The organism is Corynebacterium sp. KPL1995 (genome assembly GCF_000477935.1).
GTDB classification, from domain to species: Bacteria; Actinomycetota; Actinomycetes; order Mycobacteriales; family Mycobacteriaceae; genus Corynebacterium; species Corynebacterium pseudodiphtheriticum.
In genome coordinates this window covers 1,835,705-1,854,648 of record NZ_KI515715.1, presented here as the reverse complement: position 1 = coordinate 1,854,648, position 18,944 = coordinate 1,835,705, and the positions used below count along the sequence as shown (strand labels likewise).

The window sequence follows — 18,944 nt, the reverse complement described above, 5'->3', positions numbered from 1 at the left end:
GCGGGTTTACTCCTTCACGCGACGACGTATCACAGCAAGAATACCCAATACTACTCCCATGAGAACCATCGCCAGTTCAAGCATCTGCCCCACGCGCACTGCTGGGGTTATCCCTGAGCGTAACGGTAAAGTAGCGACGAGATGATTCGCTTCGAAAATCTCCGTGTCAGCCAACACGTTTCCCGCTGGATCTACTAATGCGGAAACTCCGCTAGTGGCGGGTACAACCATCGCCCGGTCGGTTTCAATTGCTCGCATTCGCGACATCGCCAATTGCTGATAAGTCATATCCGTAAAACCGAAAGTCGCGTTGTTTGTCGGAGACGTCAGAATACTTGCACCGTTATTTATGGACCGACGAAAAGCTTCGTCAAAAGCTACTTCGTAGCAGGTGGCCACACCTACCGCTACATCGCCGTGGTCCGTCGTGATATCAGCGCCGCCAGTAGGGATTTGCAACACACCATTGCCATCACCAGGGGCGAAGTTGCCGGCCATCTCGGCGTATTCCGATAGTTTTTCGAAGAAACCACGCATGGGCAATGTCTCACCGAAAGGCTGCAGATAAACCTTATCGTGGAACTCCCCTGGCCTCATGCCTTGTACTTGATGCGTGCGCGTTGGTTCTGAAGAATCTGCTGGAGTCTCTTCCGGTGATTGATCGTATTCCGGTAGAAAGGTCTGCATCGTGTTATACGGGCGCCCTTCGCGATGAGTAATAGTGCCGACGACCACAGGTGTGCCAACAGCTGAAACAGCGCTAGCAATCGCCTCGTAAGCTTCCCGGTCACTAAAAGGATTGACATCGGAAGAATTCTCTGGCCAGATCACGAGATCAAGTTGGTCGGCCTGCTCTGCAAGCTTCTTGGTTTCCCGCACGTGGTTATGCAAAACTGCGCTTCGCTGCGCCGCGAAATCGAGGCCTAACCGAGGAACGTTTCCTTGCACAGCTGCAACCTTGATCTCAGCGAAAGTATTTTCGGGTCGGTGCAAATTAAAGGTGGCAATCGCACCACCAAGTAAAGGCACAATGACCATAGCGACGCTCACGGCACGCAACCAGGTAGTTCGACTAGATGATATACGTGTGCGCGTTGAGACAGCGAGCTGGGTGATTCCCACACCGATCAACAACGTTGCGACGGTCACTAAAGCCGGACCACCCCACTGCGCCAGCCCGGCTAGAGGGCCGGCAACCTGCCCCCAGGCAAGACGTACCCAGGCAAACCCACCAAACGGAAATGAGCTGCGAGCGAATTCAATAGCCAAATACCAGAAAGGGAATGCCAGAAAACCCCACGTTGAACGTGCAAGAGCGACACCGCCAAGACCAGTAAGAATTGCGTACAGTGAACACACCACGGCTAATGCGATATATGGTGGACTGCCGACAAATTCTCCGATCCACGGCAATAGCAGCAAATAACAGGCCATCGCGTGCACGAAACCGAACAATGCACCTTGCGCCATGCTCGGGCGTTGTGGTCGATGGCTTGTCGTTTGGGGTATACGGCCTGGGTACCGGCCGAGGTTTTCCCGGCTAGCACTTCCCGGCCACGGCATAAGCACAAAATAAAACAGACCAGCAGCGAGTATGCCAGCAGGCCACCAACCAAGTGGTTCATAAGACGTATAAGCCACGGTACCGGATAGCGCGGCCAACAATATGCGGAGAACGAATGCGAACATCGTGAGTTTCGGGCCTAAGCAACAGTGTTAACAGTGATGGACGTTAAGGTTTATTTCGGCTTATTATCGCCGGAGGCACTAGATTCTTCCCCACCGTCCCTGCGGTCAGAAAAATCCTCTGGGTTCATCGACTCTGACCATTTGCGAAGCTCATCTTCATCAAGCACATCATCGTTGCTAGTCGACGAGACGCCGGAGGAAGCTGCTGATTGTTGATTGCTAGCAGCAGCTCCCCTAGGAAAACCGAAGCTACCGTAGCTAGAGTGTTTCCGAGCAGTGGGTGAAGCTTGGAAAAAACGCACTCCGAGTTTTTCCACTCTGCGATACATCCGGCCTAGCAAAAAGCCGCGGATAATTGGTCGGGTCAGTGGAAAAACCAGTAATAAACCTAGGATTGCGGTAGCAAACCCCGGAATGCTGAGCAATAACGCACCAGCTAAGGTCAGGCCAATATCTCCGGCAGATTTTCGGTTCTGACCATGCGCACTCATGTTCTGCGCATCGTCGGTAACAGCATCACGTTGAGCGTGCAGACGCTGCACTAATGATGCTTGCGTGGCTGCGATACGGCGAATTTCGATCCGGGTGATGATAACTCCAAGCACCACGGTGCCGAACAACGCGATCAACGCCCACCCAAAGCCAATTAGGCTCGCTACTGCCCAAAAAGCAAAGATTTCGGCAAGCATGTAGAAAAAGAACATCACGAATGGCATGTTCACTACCCTACCTGCAAGTTCTTAACTTCCAATAGCCACCACGCCGCGGTTAATCGAGGCAATGGCTTGGCCCGCTGTCCGCTTTATCTCGGAACTATAACCTGTCTTCGCTACTTGCTGCAGCAGGTCGATGACCTGTCGGCACCAACGTACAAAATCACCCGGGGTTAGCTCTGCGCCGGATTCAGCAGCCGCCGCTAAACAGTATCCCAACGGTGCTCCCGCACACCATTGGTGGATGGCGATGCTAAAGCCTGGTTCTGGTTCGCGAGTATGCGGGAGCCCATGCCGAGATTCGTCGCTAATGAGTTCTTCCCACAACCGCATGGTGTTCTCCATGGCGCTGGTCATGGCATCGGTGACGCCGTCGAAAAGCTGGCCGCCGGTGGCTCTCCGGTTCTCGAACGTACACAGAGAAACCACGCCAGCTAATTCTGCTGGATCTAATTCTTGCCAAATGCCCCGTTTAAGGCATTGCGCAATCAGCAAATCGGAAGCATTGTGCACCTGGGCCAGTTTTTCGCCTTCAATACTCACCACCGGCTCGCCGTCGACGATATCGACGTAGTCGAGTTCGGTCAGCAAATCGACAATGCGCCGAAGCATATCGCCCAAAGTTTCTGTGGCTTTGTCTACGGTGGCTCGTAGTTTGTCGAGCTCACCTTTTCTGCGCAAGTATTTTTGTGCCAACTGCGTGAGTTGCTCGCGTTCCATCGCCGGCCACGCATGCGCTGGGTGTTTCTTCATCTGGGTGCGTAGATCCTTGATGCGCTCAGTGTCGCGGATCCGGGCGCGTAGCTTCATTTTCTTTGGCCGCGGGTAATCTTCCCTGGCGAACTTGTCGACGACGATGTGGTTGTGGCGTCGCGGATTTTTCAAAGCCTTGCCAGGTAGCTTCATCTTTCCTACCAGCGCGGGAGGATTGTCGAAGCCGCTCGCGTCGATGCGAGCTGACCAACCCTTTTCTGTGGTGATCCAGGGGCGCGGGTCTGCGGTTTGGTTAGCTGGGGTGTTGACCACCGCCAGAACGGGACGCTTTTTGCTCGGTAGTGCGATGACATCGCCGGGTTGTAGCTTTGCCAAAATAGCCCGGGTTTCGTCGCCTCGTTCGTCTTTGGCGCGTGATTTCAGCGATTTTTCTTCTACACTGAGTCGCTTGCGTAACTCAACATATTCAGACAGCAACTGCGCCGGATCTTGGTCATCGGTTGACGGCGGCGCGAAGGCAGCGATTGCCTCATTAAGTTGCTCGCGTAGCTTCTCGACGCGATGCACAGCGCGCTCAATTTCGCGGGTTTCTTCCACTACGGAGCCATCGGCCTGATACTGCGCAAAAGACTTCTCTAGTAGCCGCAGAGAATCATCCATACCCAGATTATTGAGCAAATTGATGGCCATGTTGTAGCCAGGCTCAAACGTGGAAATCAATGGGTACGTACGTGTAGATGCCAGCCCTGCTACGCGTTGTGGATCCATTGCCGGGGCCCATTGCACAATGGCATTACCCAAGGTGTCGATGCCTCGCCGGCCAGCACGACCGGTCAGCTGAGTGTACTGTCCTGGGGTGAGATCAACGTGTGTTTCACCGTTAAACTTCACGAGTTTTTCAAGCACGACGCTGCGGGCGGGCATGTTAATGCCTAGCGCAAGGGTTTCTGTGGCAAAAACCGCGCGGACTAAGCCTCGGACGAATAGCTTCTCGACGATATGCCGGAATGCTGGCAGCATGCCGGCGTGATGAGCTGCAAAACCTCGGATTAACGCTTTGCGCCACTGTGAGAAACGGAGAACTTCCAGGTCTTCGTGTGGAATACCCTCGACGCCTGCATCGATGACCTCGGCGATTATACGCTGCTCGTCTTCGTCAGTCAGAACCATCTTGGACCGCAAACACTGGTGCAAAGCACCATCACAGCCGGCTCGAGAGAAGATGAAAATGATCGCGGGCAGCATATTTTGACCCTGCAGGATTCGGAGTACTTCTGGTCGGCCCAACGGGCGGTAACGGTCTTGTGGGCGGACGTTTCCGCTGCGAGAATTTCCCGTGCCTGCCGTAGTACGAGAACGAAAGCCCTGTCCTGGGCGGAAATCATCACGACCGTCGGCCGCATCGCCTGCTTCTAGGCGAGCAACGCGTCGCTGTAGCTCAGGGTTTACTTCGGCTGGTTCACTCGTCGTCGTCCCCTCAATAGCTGGTGTTCCCGGGGCGAATAGTGGATAGACTTTTTGTCCGATTAGCATCCACTGCTCGAGGGGCACTGGGCGGTGTTCAGAAACGATGACTTCGGTATCGCCCCGTACGGTAGAAAGCCAGCGACCGAATTCTTCCGAATTCGATACTGTGGCTGATAATCCGATGATCGAGATATGCTCCTCAAGGTTGAGGATCACCTCTTCCCAGACAGCACCACGGGCTTGATCTGCGAGAAAATGGATTTCGTCCATCACCACATGCGTGAGTCGATCAAGCGCTGGTGATTTCGCATAGATCATGTTGCGCAGGACTTCGGTAGTCATTACGACGATGTCAGCATCCGGTTGGAAAGAGACATCGCCGGTAAGTAAACCGACTGCATCTTCACCGTGAATCGCTACTAGATCGTGAAATTTCTGGTTGCTTAAGGCTTTAATCGGCGTTGTGTAAAAGCATTTTGTGCCGCGCGACAACGCCAACGAGACGGCAAATTCTCCGACGATAGTTTTGCCAGCACCAGTGGGTGCGCATACCAAAACACCGCGCCCGTTTTCGACTGCCCTGCACCCCTGGACTTGAAATGGATCGAGCTCATAAGTGAGTTGGCTGCGGAAGGTTTCAAAATGGGTGCTTGTCATAATTACCTAGGCTACAAAATATCGTCGAAACTAGAACCGTGGCCCCGGGAGTATTGCAGATTGCCCCGTGATTGACTGCTGGAGTCAACCACTGCTTCCGGGGTGGCAACAGAACCTGCTGCAGGGGTGCGTTCTGGCTGATAATCCAGCGGGGAAGCTTCTTCGTCGTCCAGCTGCGACCAATCTGGCTCGTTTTTTGCCCGCCGTTTGTCATTGATTCGGCAGAACTGGAAGGAAATCTCAACTAGTAAAATAATCGCGACCGCTAGAATCGTCAGCGAATATGGATCCTGCGCAGGGGTGATGAGCGCAGAAAAAATGAAGATCAGCACGATGGTATGGCGGCGTTTCGTCCGCACTGCTTCATAGCGCAAAATGCCGACAATGTTCAGCATGACGATGACCAGCGGGATTTCGAAGCTAACCCCAAAAATCACCATGATTGCGACTACAAAACTAAAATATTCTTGACCGGTCAGTGCCGCTGTCTGGAAGTCTGATCCAATGGTAAGAAGGTAATTCAGGCCAAGGGACAAAGAAAAATAAGCCAACACGGTACCAGCCAAAAACAGAATAACCGCGATGGTCACGAAGCTGAAAGTCCAGCGCCGTTCATTACGCAGCAACCCTGGAGTAATGAATTTCCAAATCTGGTAGAGCCACACCGGAGCAGCCAAAACAGTGCCTGCGAGCGCACCAATTTTCAGACGCAACATGAACATTTCCATCGCGCTTGTTGCCAAAAGACGACACTCGCCAGTGGCAGTAAAATCTGCGCGTAGCTCCGGGTCAACACCACAATATGGGCCGCGTAAAATCTCGCCGAGTGCTGGTATCGGCCCCGGCGCGTTTTGGTACCAGATAAAGCCGATGATGGCTCCAACGATTACCGCGAGTGTGGAAATGATCACTCTACGGCGTAGCTCTTTGAGATGCTCCACGAGCGACATGTCCCCCGTCGGAGACTTTTTCTTACGTTTCGCGCGTACTCGGGATAGCAAGCTAGCTCTGCCTTGCAGCAATCCGCTGCGTTTGGCGCGCGAGGCACACTGAGATCGCCCCGGCTGGCTAGTGCCTGCCGGCGGCTGTGTGTTTGGGCGAGCCGGTTGTGGCTGAGATTGCGGAGACGTCATGACCTCACCAGTAAGAGACCCGTATGTGAGTCGAATGATTTGAACAGCGCTGTGTTGGCGCTGATAAAGTTAGTGCCGTTCTAGTTCTGCGGCCGTGGTTGGTTTTCAGGCTTGTTCCAGAAGTCTTCGGCGTTTGTATTCGGTTGCTGCTGGGACTGATTCTGGTAGTTTTGCTGCGGCTGTTGTTGCTGGAAATTCTGCTGGTTAATGGCCTGCTGCTGGTGTTGTTGGGCGTTATGCGTGTTCTGGTACTGAGCGTCGTCATTACTCATCTCGCGCATTTCTGATTTCAGAATGCGTGTAGAGCGGCCAACCGAGCGCGCCAGGTCAGGCAATTTTTTTGCGCCAAAAAGTAGCAGGATAATGACCAGGATCAACAAAATTTGTGTGGGGCTGATAGTCATGAATCGCGCCTTTCTCGATGTCTCGACTATCGCTTTAACGTCGTGCGATAGTCAGGCGAGTATTTAAGATTTATTCGTATCAACCATACTATAACGCTGTATTCCAACCTGGGCGCGTTCGTGGACTGCGTCGACAAGAGCTTGCGGGCCTAGCACTCGAACTCGGTCGGCGTGGCTGAGTGCGAAACGCGTAAACCACGAGGTGCTGCCAATAGGCATGGTGGCTTTCACCCAAGCTTTCTGATCATCGGCAGCGGGGCACGGGGGCGTTTCGTCTTGTCTTTTCATATCGTATTCATCGAGCATCCACAGCGCGTCTGGAGAAACTGCAAGCGTGGCTGTAGTGCTGTCCCGAAACCCGAAGGGGTCTTCGCTAGAGAACTGCAGCTTTCGCGTGCGTGGACGGGCTGTTTCTGGCAAAATTTCCACGTTTCTCATTCGGTCCACGCGAAAATTTCGATGTTCACCGTACTGTTCTACAAATGCCGTCAGGTACACAATATCGCCTCGGATAAAAATCCGAGCTGGGTCTACTGTTCTGGTACTCGTACTATTTGACGAGGCTGACCAATAATCAAACTGCACTCGTCTTTTCGTGTGTAGCGCTTGCGCAATGCGGTATTGTACATCTTCTGTTGCAGAAGAATGTTCTGCAATACCGTCGTAGATTGCACGGGAACGGTCATCCATAATTGATCGCAATTTTTCTGCTGCTGAAGCGACAGCTGACCGATCCACCAACCCGGGCATTGTTTCGAGCACTTCAACGGTTAGCAGAAGGGCCCCCGCTTCGGTCGGTGTGAGACGCAAAGATGAATCCATCCCTTGGTCATCGTGAATCACCACGCCTTTGGTCAGTTCGTAGCTTAGGTCTATGAGATCCTGTGTTTGCGTGCTAATTCCACTGCAGTGCAGCCTTTCTAAGGCTCGTACCAGTTCGTCTGGGCTGAGCCCGAGATCTTTCGCCGCTTCGAAGATACTCCGTTCGGGATGTGCTTTGAAGTATGGCACCAAGTTGAGCGATTGGACCAGTGCCACAAGTTTTTCTGGCGAATCTGTATTCATCGGGCACCTGCTTTCTGCAGCAAACGGCTGACCTGCTCACGAATGTCTTTTGGTTGTTCTACGACAGCTTCTGCAGCATAAGCAGCACATGTGCGTATCAACCATTCACGGTCGGCTCCTTTGATAAACAACCGGATCTCGTCAGAGGCATCTACTTCCTGGATTTCGTCTGCGGCTTCTTCTAGCGGCGGTGCTGCTTGTCGACGGCTGCGGATCGTAACGTCGGCTACGTCGCGAACAGCCAGGGTCTTTTCGACGATTTCGCGCAGTGAGCCACTCGGTTCAGTGTGTGTAGCGACTTCACGTGAGCGCCGGATGTCGCTTATCCGCGTAGAACGAAAAGACCGCTCAGCTTGCCGGTCTACATCCCATCCCACGACGTATAGCCGGTTGCGATGCGGGACAATTCCCCATAAGTCCATGGTGCGTCGTTGAATTTCTGCACCGGAATGGTGCTGGTAGTTAAAAGAAATGCGCAGCTTGTGTGCCACTCCAGTCAAGATCGCCCGTAAAACCTCTGGGTCCAAGCTTGTGATGTCGTTAATTGCGAGGTACCCGGCCCCCGGGGTGATCTCGCGGCGAGCGCCAGATGCTGCAAGCTTCGTCCACCCAGCGGCACTTAGCGCACCTAACCCGCTGTTTCGTCCGACTTCACTGGCGGTTCCTAAGACGGTTGCTTCTTCTGGTGTGAACGACACTTCCGGCAGCCGGTAGGACTCCGGGTTGAGCCGGTAACTTGGCCCATTCTCCCCCGCGGAACTATCAATGTGTACGCCCGCTCGAGCAAGCGTTGCTACATCACGCTGTAATTGCATGCGAAAACTGTGCTTGTTTTCGTGATAACCCGCTACGTTGGCATGAATCCACTCCGCACTACGGCTGGGATTACCACCCGATTGGGCAGCTCCTTGCAGTGCAAACGTGAGGTTAGTCAACCGTTCGACAGCAGCATCATAGCGTGGGCCGGTTTTCGGTCGCTGTGCAGGTGTTGCGGCTGCCGCCATTAAGCTCACTCCGTATCGTTGGTGCCCCGGTCCATCAGAGCAAGCAACTCATCAAGTTCAGGACTCTCGGTCGCGAAAGGGTCTCCAAAAGTATATTCCAGTTGCTTCGGTTCTGTGATCTTCATTCGGGACCAATCGACAGCGAATTGAGTATTGGTTTGCCGTGCCCGTACCAAAAACTGCCCGCGCTGGTGTGCTCGAGTGGTAGCTGGCGGAGTAGACATCGCAGCAGCGATGGCTTCGTCAGTAGTCCATCGCTTTACCCTGCCTTTAGCTTCGAGTACCGGGAAGATACCACGACCGGGACGAATATCATGCATAGCGAGGTCGATCTGCGCGAGCTTCGGATGTGACCACTCTGCATCGAGCCGGTCACGATAGTTTTCGAAAAGCTCTTTTTTGATTACCCAATCGATTTCCTGATTGACCTGGGAAAAATCTTGAGTCTCGATAGCGAGCAATGTCCGGCGCCACAAATCCACTACGCGATGCATTTCGGAAGTTGATGACCCGGAATGCAGTTCATTCGCACGGTAGTTGTCACGTACCTCTAACCAACGGGCGGCGTGTTCGCACAATGACTTCTGTACTTCAAGCGCAGTGACGGTGCCGCCGCTTTTAAGCCGTAGCTGTGTTTTGCCGCTCAAGTCCCGCGAGATCTCGCGGATCTGTCCAATCGGGTCTTCTAACTCGAAATCAGGCAGCTCCCGCTCTGCCTCGATCATCTCCAATACCAACAACGCAGAGCCCACCTTCACAGCGAAAGTCGGTTCAGACAAATTAGTATCTCCACCGATTACATGCAGTCGCCGGTACTGCTGGGAATCTGCGTGCGCTTCATCGCGTGAATTGATCATTGGACGTGCCCTTGTGGTTGCAGAAGACACGCCTTCCCAGACTTGATCTGCACGTTGTGAAAGCACAAACCGCGCAGGGTGATCGTCAGTTTCTCGCTCAATGAGGCCAGCCCCGCAGACCAACTGGCGCGTTACCAGTAAGGGCTCGAGTGCGCGACCGATCGCACGCAATACCATCGACCGTGAAATCAAGTAATTTTCGTGGCAACCATAGGAATTACCATGCGAATCCAGGTTATTTTTAAACAAGTAGATATGCTTGCCGACGCCCTCACGCTCCAGTACTAGTTCCGCGCGGCGCGCTAATGCATCGAGGATTCGATCCCCTGCTCGCTCATAATTCAACAGCTGGGTAATGCTGTCGCATTCTGCGGTGGCAATTTCCGGGTGAGCTCCCATATCGAGGTATACCCGTGAACCATTATCGCTGAAAATATTGGAGCTGCCGTGCTCCTCGACTACAGGAGCGAACAGGTAGCGAGCAACATCGGCAGCACCAAGGGTATGCGTCCCGTTTGCAGATGTCGCGGTAATGCCGTATTCAGTTTCTACGCCCATAATACGGCGCGTATAAACTTCAGTCACTGTCCACCCTTCTGCACGTAGGAACGGACGAATTCTTCTGCGTTCGATTCCAGCAGCCCGTCGATTTCATCGAGTAAGTCGTCAGTGCCTGCAGTAGAAATCTGTGCCTGTCCATTTGCAAATTCGTCGTCAGCGGTGCCATTGTCGGCTCCACCGTTCGTCTGGGAGACTTGCGAACTGGAATTGTACGGTGAATTAGTCGCCATGATTAACACTTACCTTGGTATCGTTCGTGGATTATTTTTAGGCTAGTTTTTGAGCTCGATATCGAGTAAGTCGAGTGAGTGAAGCCTTTATTTCTTCAGTTTACTGCGTTTATACTCTGGAGTTGTTTATGTCCTGGACTTTGCGTCAAGGAATTTACGAGCCGCTTCTGCTGCACTTGGTGAACTAGCGATGATGTCTTCCGCAGCTGCTTTATTCAACCCATCGACTTCGGTTAGGTCCACAAAGATCTCACCTCCCGGGCTATTTGGATCTGCAAAATGTAGCTCTTGCCAGTTCGCGGCCACTAGCTCATCAGCGAAGCGTTCAATCATGCGTCCACGAGTCCAAGCCCGCGACTGCGCAGGCGGCATAGCAATGGCCGTGTTGATTTCTTCGTCTGTCACCAACGTCCGCATACGGCCCTTGCGTACCAAGGCGTGATACAGCGACTTCGAGGGATCAACATCGGTATATTGCAAATCGATTAACGCGATTTTGGGGTCACTAACCGCAACACCGCGGTCCAGAAAGCCCTTGATCAACGCATATTTTGCCGTCCAGTCTAAAAGGTGAGCCGTTGAGAGGGGGTCGTCGGCAAGCAAGTCCAAAACTTCCTCCCACAGTGCAAGTACCTTCTGCTCTCTCTCTGTGAGACTTACGACAGCTTCAGTGACGCGTCGAAGGTATTCTTTTTGAATCTCAATAGCCGTAGCCGAGGATCCATTGGCGAGAGTAATTTTATGCGTCAAGCTCAGGTCGTGGCTTACGGCCGAAATTTCAGAAACCGGATCTTTGGGGCGCAAATCGTCGAAGCGAACGCCAGCGTCAATCGCGTCTAAAACCAGTGCTGTGGTACCTAATTTCAGCAGTGTTGAGGTCTGAGACATGTTGGCATCGCCAGTGATTACGTGCAATCGACCGTGTGTTTCAGGGTTCGTGTGCGGCTCATCACGAGTATTGATCAATCCTCGGTTGAGCGTGGTCTCGAGCGAAATTTCCTGTTCGATATAATCCGCGCGCTGTGAAATTTGGAAACCTGGGGTTTCGCCATGCTGCCCCAGACCTACTCGACCGGCGCCGATCATGATGATTCGGGTCACAAAAAACGGGATGAGCCCGTCCGCAATATCAGCAAACTCGGTACTGCGAGGGTACAGATAGTTCTCGTGCGAACCATATGAGGCACCCTTTCCATCCACATTGTTTTTGTAGATTTTCAGAGGTGGGCACGCGCCGTGATTAGCCAGAGCAGAGGTACCACTTTGCGAAAAAGTCGCGACGTCGTTGATTGCTTGCAGCGCAATGCGGTCTCCGGCCTGGTCATAGACCATTGCCTGCCACGCATCTACACATTCAGGCGAAGAGTATTCGGGGTGTGCGTGATCCACGTAAAACCGTGCGCCATTATGGGTAACGGCATTGGCAACACCAAGAGTTTCCGGATCCACCATCGCCCCGGTTCGGTATCGTCGCCGATCACTGCCACGAGTATCTCGAGTTGGGTGTTCTGCCGCGAAATCCCACCGCGACCGGGTACCGATGTTCCGGAGTGCATAACTCACGACAGCATGGGTTGAAGTGACAATTGGGCTCAGCTTCGGCTGAGTTGGGGTGGCAATGCCGAATTCTGTTTCGGTGCCCATGAACCGTCGAAATTTCTGTGTGCTCTTCATCTTCGCTACTCCGATGAACTCGTTAATGCAGTTTGGTAATCCCAAACTGTAGTCTGCCCCAGCTAGGTAAAAATTCGGATTCGGTATTGCTTCGACTACGCCAAGCTCCGTGCTGAGACTACAGATTGAGACAGTTTGACGATGCGGTTCCATTCTTCTGGGTTTGCAGTGTTTGGAAGGTCTTCACTCTCATCTTGCTCTGTACGCACCGCAGCTTGGATGTGTCGCAATGAGATTCCGTGCTCACCGGTAGAACCAGCGGCTATATAGTCTTTGATCGCGAGCTTTTTCGCCCGATCAACCACATTGGCAATCAGGGCGCCAGAGACGAAATCACCGTAATGCAGTACAGCGGTACTGCCGTCGCGAAGAGTTAGCTCGACGAATGGACGTGGTGCAAACAACGCATCTACCGCTCCGTCAATAAGTACTTCGAGTGGATCAGTATGTGGAACCCCCTCGTGGAGATAACGACTGATGATGTCTGGCGCTTCGTGCTTGGTGGGACGAGAGATTCGGATCTTGATGTCCAGTCGCCCAGGACGCAGCAACGCGGGGTCAATGAGTTCTTCCCGGTTGGTCGCGCCGACCACTATGACGTTATTCAGGCCTTCTACGCCATCAATTTCGGTAAGTAGCTGTGGCACTGCAGTGGTTTCGATGTCTGAGGAGACTCCGGTACCTCGTGTGCGGAAAATGGATTCCATCTCATCAAAAAATACAATGACGGGCGCACCCTCAGAAGCAAGCTCTCGGGCGCGCTCAAAAATCAGGCGGATCACGCGTTCTGTTTCGCCCACGTATTTATTCAGTAGCTCCGGGCCCTTTACATTCAAAAAATAGGAAGCTGAACCGTTCCCCACGCGAGATGCCAGTGAATGAGCTACGGCTTTGGCGATCAGGGTTTTCCCACAACCTGGTGGCCCATAGAGCAATACCCCCTTTGGTGGATGTAATTGGTAATCGTGGTAGAGCTCGGGGTGGTCGAACGGCATTTCGACAGCGTCGCGAACTTGTTCAATTTGCGCATCTAAGCCACCGATGTCGTCGTAAGTGACGTCCGGGATTTCTTCGAGTGCAAGCTGGGTAACTTCCGCTTGGGAAATCCGCTCGAATGCGAAGCCGGATTTCACGTCGGCCAGCACGCTATCACCCGCGCGAACATGTCCCACCAGCGGCGCTGCCAAATGCAGCACGTGGGTATCACCTTGGGGTGCGGAAGCAAGCACACGAACATCACCGTGTGCAGACTCTTCCACAAATTCAGTGACCCGCATTAATACGCCATCGGAAGCGAAGCCGCAATCTTCGACAATGACGCTGCCGTCACCCATTCGCACTTGCGCACCAACTGGGATCTCATGGCTTATTAATGGCGAGACACTGACACGCAATCGCCGAGTTGAAGTGAACACGTCAGCTTCGCGGGGGTTACCTGGTGCGTAACGCAGAAACACGCCGTAGGTAGAGACTGGCTCTTGCAGAGCATTGATCTCAGAGGTTAACTGGGCGAGTTTGTCTCGTGAAGTCTTTAGCAGAGTGGCCAATTGCTCGTTGCGCTTACGTAAGTCGCGTACGTCGCGTCGGAGCTGTAGCTGTGGGTCCGGCGTAGTCTTAGTCATAAAAAACTCCGAACCTCCCTTCTGCGTGTTCAGGGTGTTTTTATCAGCAGCGTTTGTGCTGTCGAGATGGTAAAACGGCGGTCACTCTAGTGTGTGGTCCCGCGGTTATTGTTTGAGTTAAGGCTAACAAACAAGGCTGGTGGTAGCTACGTTAGGTCAGGCTAGTAAACCCGAACACTATACCGGTGTAGCACGAGTGTAAAAGCGCTGGATAAAGCGCAGCCTTAACGACGGGCTTTACGCTTCGGGCGTGGCGGGACGACGCCGTCGGCAAGTCGGCGCGTCATGATCAAAAATGCCGTGTGTGCATTCATTCGGTGCTCCGGACGCGTTGCGAGCCCTTCTACCTTCCAATCACGCACCAATGATTCCCAGGCACGTGGCTCCGTAAAACACTTCTGCTCACGGATGCCCTCCATCACCTTCATCAGCTGGGGCACCGTGGCGACATAGGTAATAAACACTCCACCGGGAACCAGCATATTTTTCACAGTCTGGAGCATTTCCCAAGGCTCCAGCATGTCCAGAATTACTCGATCAACTGGGCCGTCGGTTGCTTCCGGTGTAAGCTCCCGGAAATCGCCGAGCCGCGGGCTCCACCACTCCGGCTGCTCACCAAAATATTCTTTGACGTTATCAATGGCATAGCCAATATGATCGTCGCGAAGTTCGTAGGAATAGACATGACCTTCGGGTCCTACCGCCCGAAGCAAAGCCATTGACAAAGCACCTGATCCCGCTCCGGCCTCTAAAACCTTGGCGCCACGGAAAATATCGCCCTCGATCAAGATTTGGGCCGCATCCTTCGGATAAATCACTTGTGCACCACGCGGCATAGAAAGCACGTGATCGACCATCAAGTGACGAAACATAAGAAAGGGGCTGCCCAAACTTGAATTAACGACGGAGCCTTCCTCCATACCAACGATGTCATCGTGTTCGACGATCCCATGGTGAGAGTGAAACTTGTTGCCCTCTTTGAGATACAGAGTGAAATGCCGACGCTTTGCATCGGTAAGCTGAACGCGGTCTCCGTACTGAAACGGGCCAGAATATGCCATTAAATAGCCTTTCTTATCGTAAAATCGCTGGTGTCTGACCAACACTAGACTGGGCGGATGCACGACCTGTCTCGTCACAGATGAACCCGTGGTCTTAGCAGTCTTAATTGATCAGGTAGGACTCTAGTGCTTGGGAGAGCCATAATTGGTCGTGGACACCAATCATTTCTCGGGCAGAATGCATCGATAGCATTGGTACTCCGACGTCAACAGTATCGATACCTAGCGCTGTAGCTGTTGCCGGGCCGATCGTAGACCCACAGGGTACCGAGTTCTTACTCACGTAATTCTGGATCGGAACCATCGCTGCGCGACAGGCGTTTTCCCACATAGCGATAGTCCGCGCATTCGAGGCATAGCGCTGTTTCGAATTGATCTTGGTGACAGGACCACCACCAATGATTGGTGGATTATGTGGATCGTGTTTTTCGGCATAATTCGGGTGGATCGAGTGAGCTGCATCCGCAGACACACATGATGAGCGTCGTAGCATTTGCAAGTAGCTTTCGCGGTCAGCTCCAAGTGCAGTTGCTGTGCGCTCAAGTGTCTCGGCCAAAATCGGCCCTTGTGCCCCCGTCGTGGAAGCAGATCCGACCTCTTCGTGGTCAAACGCAGCTAAAACTGCAATATCAGAACTCAAATCGCCCGATGCCACAGCACGTTCGAGTGCGACCATGCTGGCGAATACGCTGGATAGATTATCCATGCGCGAAGAAGCCAAGAGGTCCGCATTCACGCCAAACAAACTGGCTGGTTGTGCCGGTGCAGTAATAAGGCTCCAGGAAGCAATGTCAGATTCCGCAACTCCAAGCTGCCCCGCAATTATCGATGCGATTCCTACCTGCTGCGCTTGCGCGCTCACAGCGTCGGTGGTGGCGTCGGCAAGTCCCATGACTGGGTGCAGATGTTGTTGCTTATCAACGGAAAATTCCTTCGAACTGTCCAGATGAATAGCTAAGTGTGGAATCCGGAGAATCGGACCGGTATTGAGTAAACGCTCTGAACCATCGGAAAAGATCACCTGACCGGCTAAAGTAAGCTCACGATCAAACCATGAGGGAATGATCGGGCCACCGTAAATTTCCACCCCCAACTGCTGCCAGCCATGCTGCGTGCTGTCTGGCTGCGGCTTGAGGCTGAAGCCAGGTGAATCAGTGTGTGAGCCGATAATCCGGAAACCAGAATGTGGGCCAGCATCATCTGGCACAAACCACGCCAATACAGCACCATCACGGACAATCACATGCCCGCCGGGGCTGGCATCCCACGGTTGATCTTCTACCTGTTTTTGGAAACCACTGGCAAACAAACGATCAGCAACGGCATGTGCGGCATGGAAAGAACTCGGAGCGGCGTCCAAAAAATCCATGAACTGGTTAATTTCGTTCATCACAACTCACTTTCCCACTCAAATTCATCGATAACTCGGTTCTACCTAGCTTAGTGCTAACCCTGTAGAGGCGTTTAAGCTGGATAGCATTATGAGCACTTCGCGCAATACCTCAAACACCGACGCTCCCCGGCGCCCGAAACCGCTAGCCCTCTCCCCTTCGCGTGCCGGTGATTATCAACAATGTCCATTGCTCTACCGGTTTCGGGCCATAGATCGTTTGCCGGAACCGAAAACTCTCGCGCAAATCCGCGGGACACTGGTGCACGCAGTTCTCGAAGAAATGCACAAACTTCCAGCACGTGAACGCACATACCCTGCCGCGGTGAAAATGCTGAAACCAAACTGGGAAAAAATGCGTTCCGACGACGAGGAACTTATAGAGTTAGTCCCAGATAGCGACACCTACGATTTCTTGGTGCAGTGTCGTAGCCTTGTCAAGGGCTATTTCCAGATGGAAAATCCACAGGGTTTCGATGCCGAATCAGTGGAAATGTACGTTGATACGGTACTGCCCAACGGCGTTCCTGTGCGGGGCTTTATCGACCGCGTGGATAAAGCCCCCACCGGAGAGGTGCGGGTTGTCGACTATAAAACAGGCAAAAAACCTATCCCGCGTTTTTCCCATAACGCAAGATTCCAAATGCTATTTTACGCATTGGTGTACTGGCGCTTACAAGAAATCATTCCGCATCAGCTGAGGTTGATGTATATAAAAGTGATTGACGATATGGTGCTGGCTCCGTCCAAAGAAGAACTGGAATTTTTTGAACGAGATCTCGGCGAACTATGGGCAAAGATCGAACGTGACGGGCAAACCGGGCACTTCCCCACAAAAACCTCGAAATTATGTGGATGGTGCCCACACCAAAAATTATGCCCGGAGTTTGGGGGAACTCCTCCCCCGTACCCCGGGTGGCCTGGTTCGGCAGCAGATCCTGCATAGTGTTCTCAGCGCAAGGGGCTGCTAGCAGAGCTAAGTTTACAAACACCGTACGGGCCGGGATCGACGATGCTGTCTCGGCCCGTCAGCGATTAAGACAACCCGCTGATAACACCGTCGTCAGTGATGTCGATTGCTTCTGCAGCAGGACGTTTTGGCAATCCTGGCATAGTCATGACGTCACCTGTGAGGGCAAGGATGAATCCTGCGCCAGTACGCGGAAGTAGCTTTCGCACATGCAGGGTGTGGCCTTTCGGTGCACCGAGCCGGGAAGGATCATCACTAAACGAATATTGTGTCTTTGAGATACATACTGGGAGCTGATCCCAGCCGCACTCGCGGAGATAATCCAGATCCTTCCGTGCGCTAACAGAATATTCCACATTACTTGCGCCATAGACCTTGGAAGCGATCGTTGCTATGGAATCTTCGACTCCCTTGGACGGGTCATATAGTGTCGTGGATTGCCCGTCAAGATGCGCTAGGACCTTGTCGGCCAAGTCTTTTGCACCTGCGCCGCCATTTGCGAATACAGTGGATTCTGCCAGCTCTACACCGAATTTTTGTGCCCAATCGTGCATGAAATCGATTTCTGCAGGTGAATCTGAACCAAAAATATTGAGTGCTACAACTGGTGTGACGCCAAACTGGCGAATGTTGTTGACGTGCTGTTCCAGGTTTGCGACCCCAGCCGATAATGCGTCAACATTGGATTCTTCCAGGTCTGTTTTAGCTACTCCGCCATTAAACTTTAAGGAGCGAATGGTTGCCACGACGACAGCGGCATCAACATTCAGGCCTGCGTGGCGGGCCTTAATGTCGAAGAATTTTTCCGCCCCCAGATCAGAACCAAAGCCGGCTTCTGTTAGCACGATGTCGGCTTGGTTCAGCGCTACTTTAGTCGCCAGTACACTGTTGCAACCGTGAGCAATGTTGCCGAACGGGCCCGTGTGCACAAGGGCCGGAACACCGCCTAAGGTTTGCACTAAGTTTGGTTGCAAAGCGTCTTTCAGCAACACTGTCAAAGCGCCATCAGCACCCAACTCGCGTGCTGTCACCGGCTGTTTGTCGTAGGTGTACCCGACGGTGATGTCACCGAGTCGCCTGCGCAAATCTGCGAGATCCGTAGACAAGCCAACGATCGCCATGATTTCTGATGCTGCGGTAATGGTGAAACCAGACTCCCGCGGGGACCCGTTTCCTGGACCTCCCAAGCCCGTGACTACTGAGCGCAATGAACGGTCATTCACGTCTTCGCAACGTTGCCAAGTCACGCGACGTGGGTCGATAGCCAAGTCATTACCCTGGTGAATATGATTGTCAATAAGCGCAGCGAGCGTATTGTTCGCTGAAGTGATGGCGTGGAAATCACCATTGAAATGTAAGTTGATTTCATCCATGGGGACGATTTGTGAATAGCCTCCCCCAGCAGCCCCACCTTTAATCCCCATGACTGGGCCCAGCGACGGTTCCCGAATTGCCACCATTGCGTTCTTGCCGGCGTGTGCCAATGCATCAGTCAATCCGATCAGCGTGGTGGATTTTCCTTCACCAGCTGGTGTCGGCGATACTCCAGTGACCAGCACTAGCTTGCCGTCTTTTCGGCTCCAGTCGAGCTTACTGGTATCGATCTTGGCTTTCTTCTCACCGTAAGGAATCAGAGCCTCAGCGGGAATTTGAGCTTTGCGTGCAATCTCTGCGATTGGCTCTAGCTGGTGATTGTTTGCGATTTCTACATCAGTAGGAAAAGAACTCATGCC

General features: G+C 53.0%; 15 protein-coding genes. 1 reads left to right on the top strand and 14 read right to left on the bottom strand.

The window, feature by feature from the left end:
- Positions 1–6 precede the first annotated feature (6 nt).
- The 13 genes from lnt to HMPREF1292_RS08175 all read right to left on the bottom strand — a co-directional run bounded on the left by lnt (position 7) and on the right by HMPREF1292_RS08175 (position 16,241).
- Positions 7–1,689: an apolipoprotein N-acyltransferase gene (gene lnt / locus HMPREF1292_RS08235; RefSeq protein WP_023019494.1), complete on the bottom strand. Its 1,683-nt coding sequence runs from the start codon at positions 1,687–1,689 to the stop codon at positions 7–9.
- A gap of 50 nt (positions 1,690–1,739) precedes the next feature.
- Positions 1,740–2,405 (bottom strand): FxsA family protein, encoded by a 666-nt coding sequence (locus HMPREF1292_RS08230; protein ID WP_021353897.1) that lies wholly within the window; start codon positions 2,403–2,405, stop codon positions 1,740–1,742.
- Between the two features lie 24 nt (positions 2,406–2,429).
- Positions 2,430–5,240, bottom strand: a complete 2,811-nt coding sequence (locus HMPREF1292_RS08225; RefSeq protein WP_023019493.1) for an RNA helicase — start codon at positions 5,238–5,240, stop codon at positions 2,430–2,432.
- Positions 5,241–5,251: 11 nt separating this feature from the next.
- Positions 5,252–6,190, bottom strand: coding sequence for a twin-arginine translocase subunit TatC (gene tatC / locus HMPREF1292_RS08220; protein WP_034645223.1), 939 nt, complete (start codon positions 6,188–6,190; stop codon positions 5,252–5,254).
- Positions 6,191–6,453: 263 nt separating this feature from the next.
- Positions 6,454–6,777, bottom strand: a complete 324-nt coding sequence (gene tatA / locus HMPREF1292_RS08215) for a Sec-independent protein translocase subunit TatA (RefSeq protein ID WP_023019491.1) — start codon at positions 6,775–6,777, stop codon at positions 6,454–6,456.
- 63 nt (positions 6,778–6,840) lie between these two features.
- Positions 6,841–7,842, bottom strand: coding sequence for a YafY family protein (locus HMPREF1292_RS08210; RefSeq protein WP_023019490.1), 1,002 nt, complete (start codon positions 7,840–7,842; stop codon positions 6,841–6,843).
- Entirely contained in the window at positions 7,839–8,846 is a 1,008-nt protein-coding gene (locus tag HMPREF1292_RS08205; RefSeq protein WP_023019489.1) for a YafY family protein, read from the bottom strand. The genes HMPREF1292_RS08210 and HMPREF1292_RS08205 overlap by 4 nt, the downstream gene beginning before the upstream one ends.
- A gap of 5 nt (positions 8,847–8,851) precedes the next feature.
- Positions 8,852–10,288: a Pup--protein ligase gene (pafA, locus tag HMPREF1292_RS08200; RefSeq protein WP_023019488.1), complete on the bottom strand. Its 1,437-nt coding sequence runs from the start codon at positions 10,286–10,288 to the stop codon at positions 8,852–8,854.
- Positions 10,285–10,494, bottom strand: coding sequence for a ubiquitin-like protein Pup (locus HMPREF1292_RS08195; protein WP_021353904.1), 210 nt, complete (start codon positions 10,492–10,494; stop codon positions 10,285–10,287). The genes pafA and HMPREF1292_RS08195 overlap by 4 nt, the downstream gene beginning before the upstream one ends.
- Before the next feature lie 126 nt (positions 10,495–10,620).
- A complete protein-coding gene (gene dop / locus HMPREF1292_RS08190) occupies positions 10,621–12,138 on the bottom strand; it encodes a depupylase/deamidase Dop (protein WP_084521357.1) in 1,518 nt (505 codons plus the stop codon).
- 125 nt (positions 12,139–12,263) lie between these two features.
- A complete protein-coding gene (arc, locus tag HMPREF1292_RS08185) occupies positions 12,264–13,790 on the bottom strand; it encodes a proteasome ATPase (RefSeq protein WP_023019486.1) in 1,527 nt (508 codons plus the stop codon).
- 224 nt (positions 13,791–14,014) lie between these two features.
- Positions 14,015–14,851 carry a tRNA (adenine-N1)-methyltransferase gene (locus tag HMPREF1292_RS08180; protein ID WP_021353907.1) on the bottom strand — a complete coding sequence of 279 codons (837 nt, stop codon included), beginning with the start codon at positions 14,849–14,851 and terminating at the stop codon, positions 14,015–14,017.
- A 103-nt stretch (positions 14,852–14,954) separates the two neighbouring features.
- Positions 14,955–16,241 carry a M18 family aminopeptidase gene (locus tag HMPREF1292_RS08175; RefSeq protein WP_023019485.1) on the bottom strand — a complete coding sequence of 429 codons (1,287 nt, stop codon included), beginning with the start codon at positions 16,239–16,241 and terminating at the stop codon, positions 14,955–14,957.
- Positions 16,242–16,332: 91 nt separating this feature from the next.
- Between HMPREF1292_RS08175 and HMPREF1292_RS08170 the strand changes: the two genes are divergently transcribed.
- Positions 16,333–17,187 (top strand): RecB family exonuclease, encoded by an 855-nt coding sequence (locus HMPREF1292_RS08170; RefSeq protein WP_023019484.1) that lies wholly within the window; start codon positions 16,333–16,335, stop codon positions 17,185–17,187.
- A gap of 89 nt (positions 17,188–17,276) precedes the next feature.
- On the opposite strand, the gene HMPREF1292_RS08165 is transcribed toward HMPREF1292_RS08170, so the two are convergent.
- Positions 17,277–18,941 (bottom strand): formate--tetrahydrofolate ligase, encoded by a 1,665-nt coding sequence (locus HMPREF1292_RS08165; RefSeq protein WP_021353910.1) that lies wholly within the window; start codon positions 18,939–18,941, stop codon positions 17,277–17,279.
- Positions 18,942–18,944: the final 3 nt, after the last annotated feature.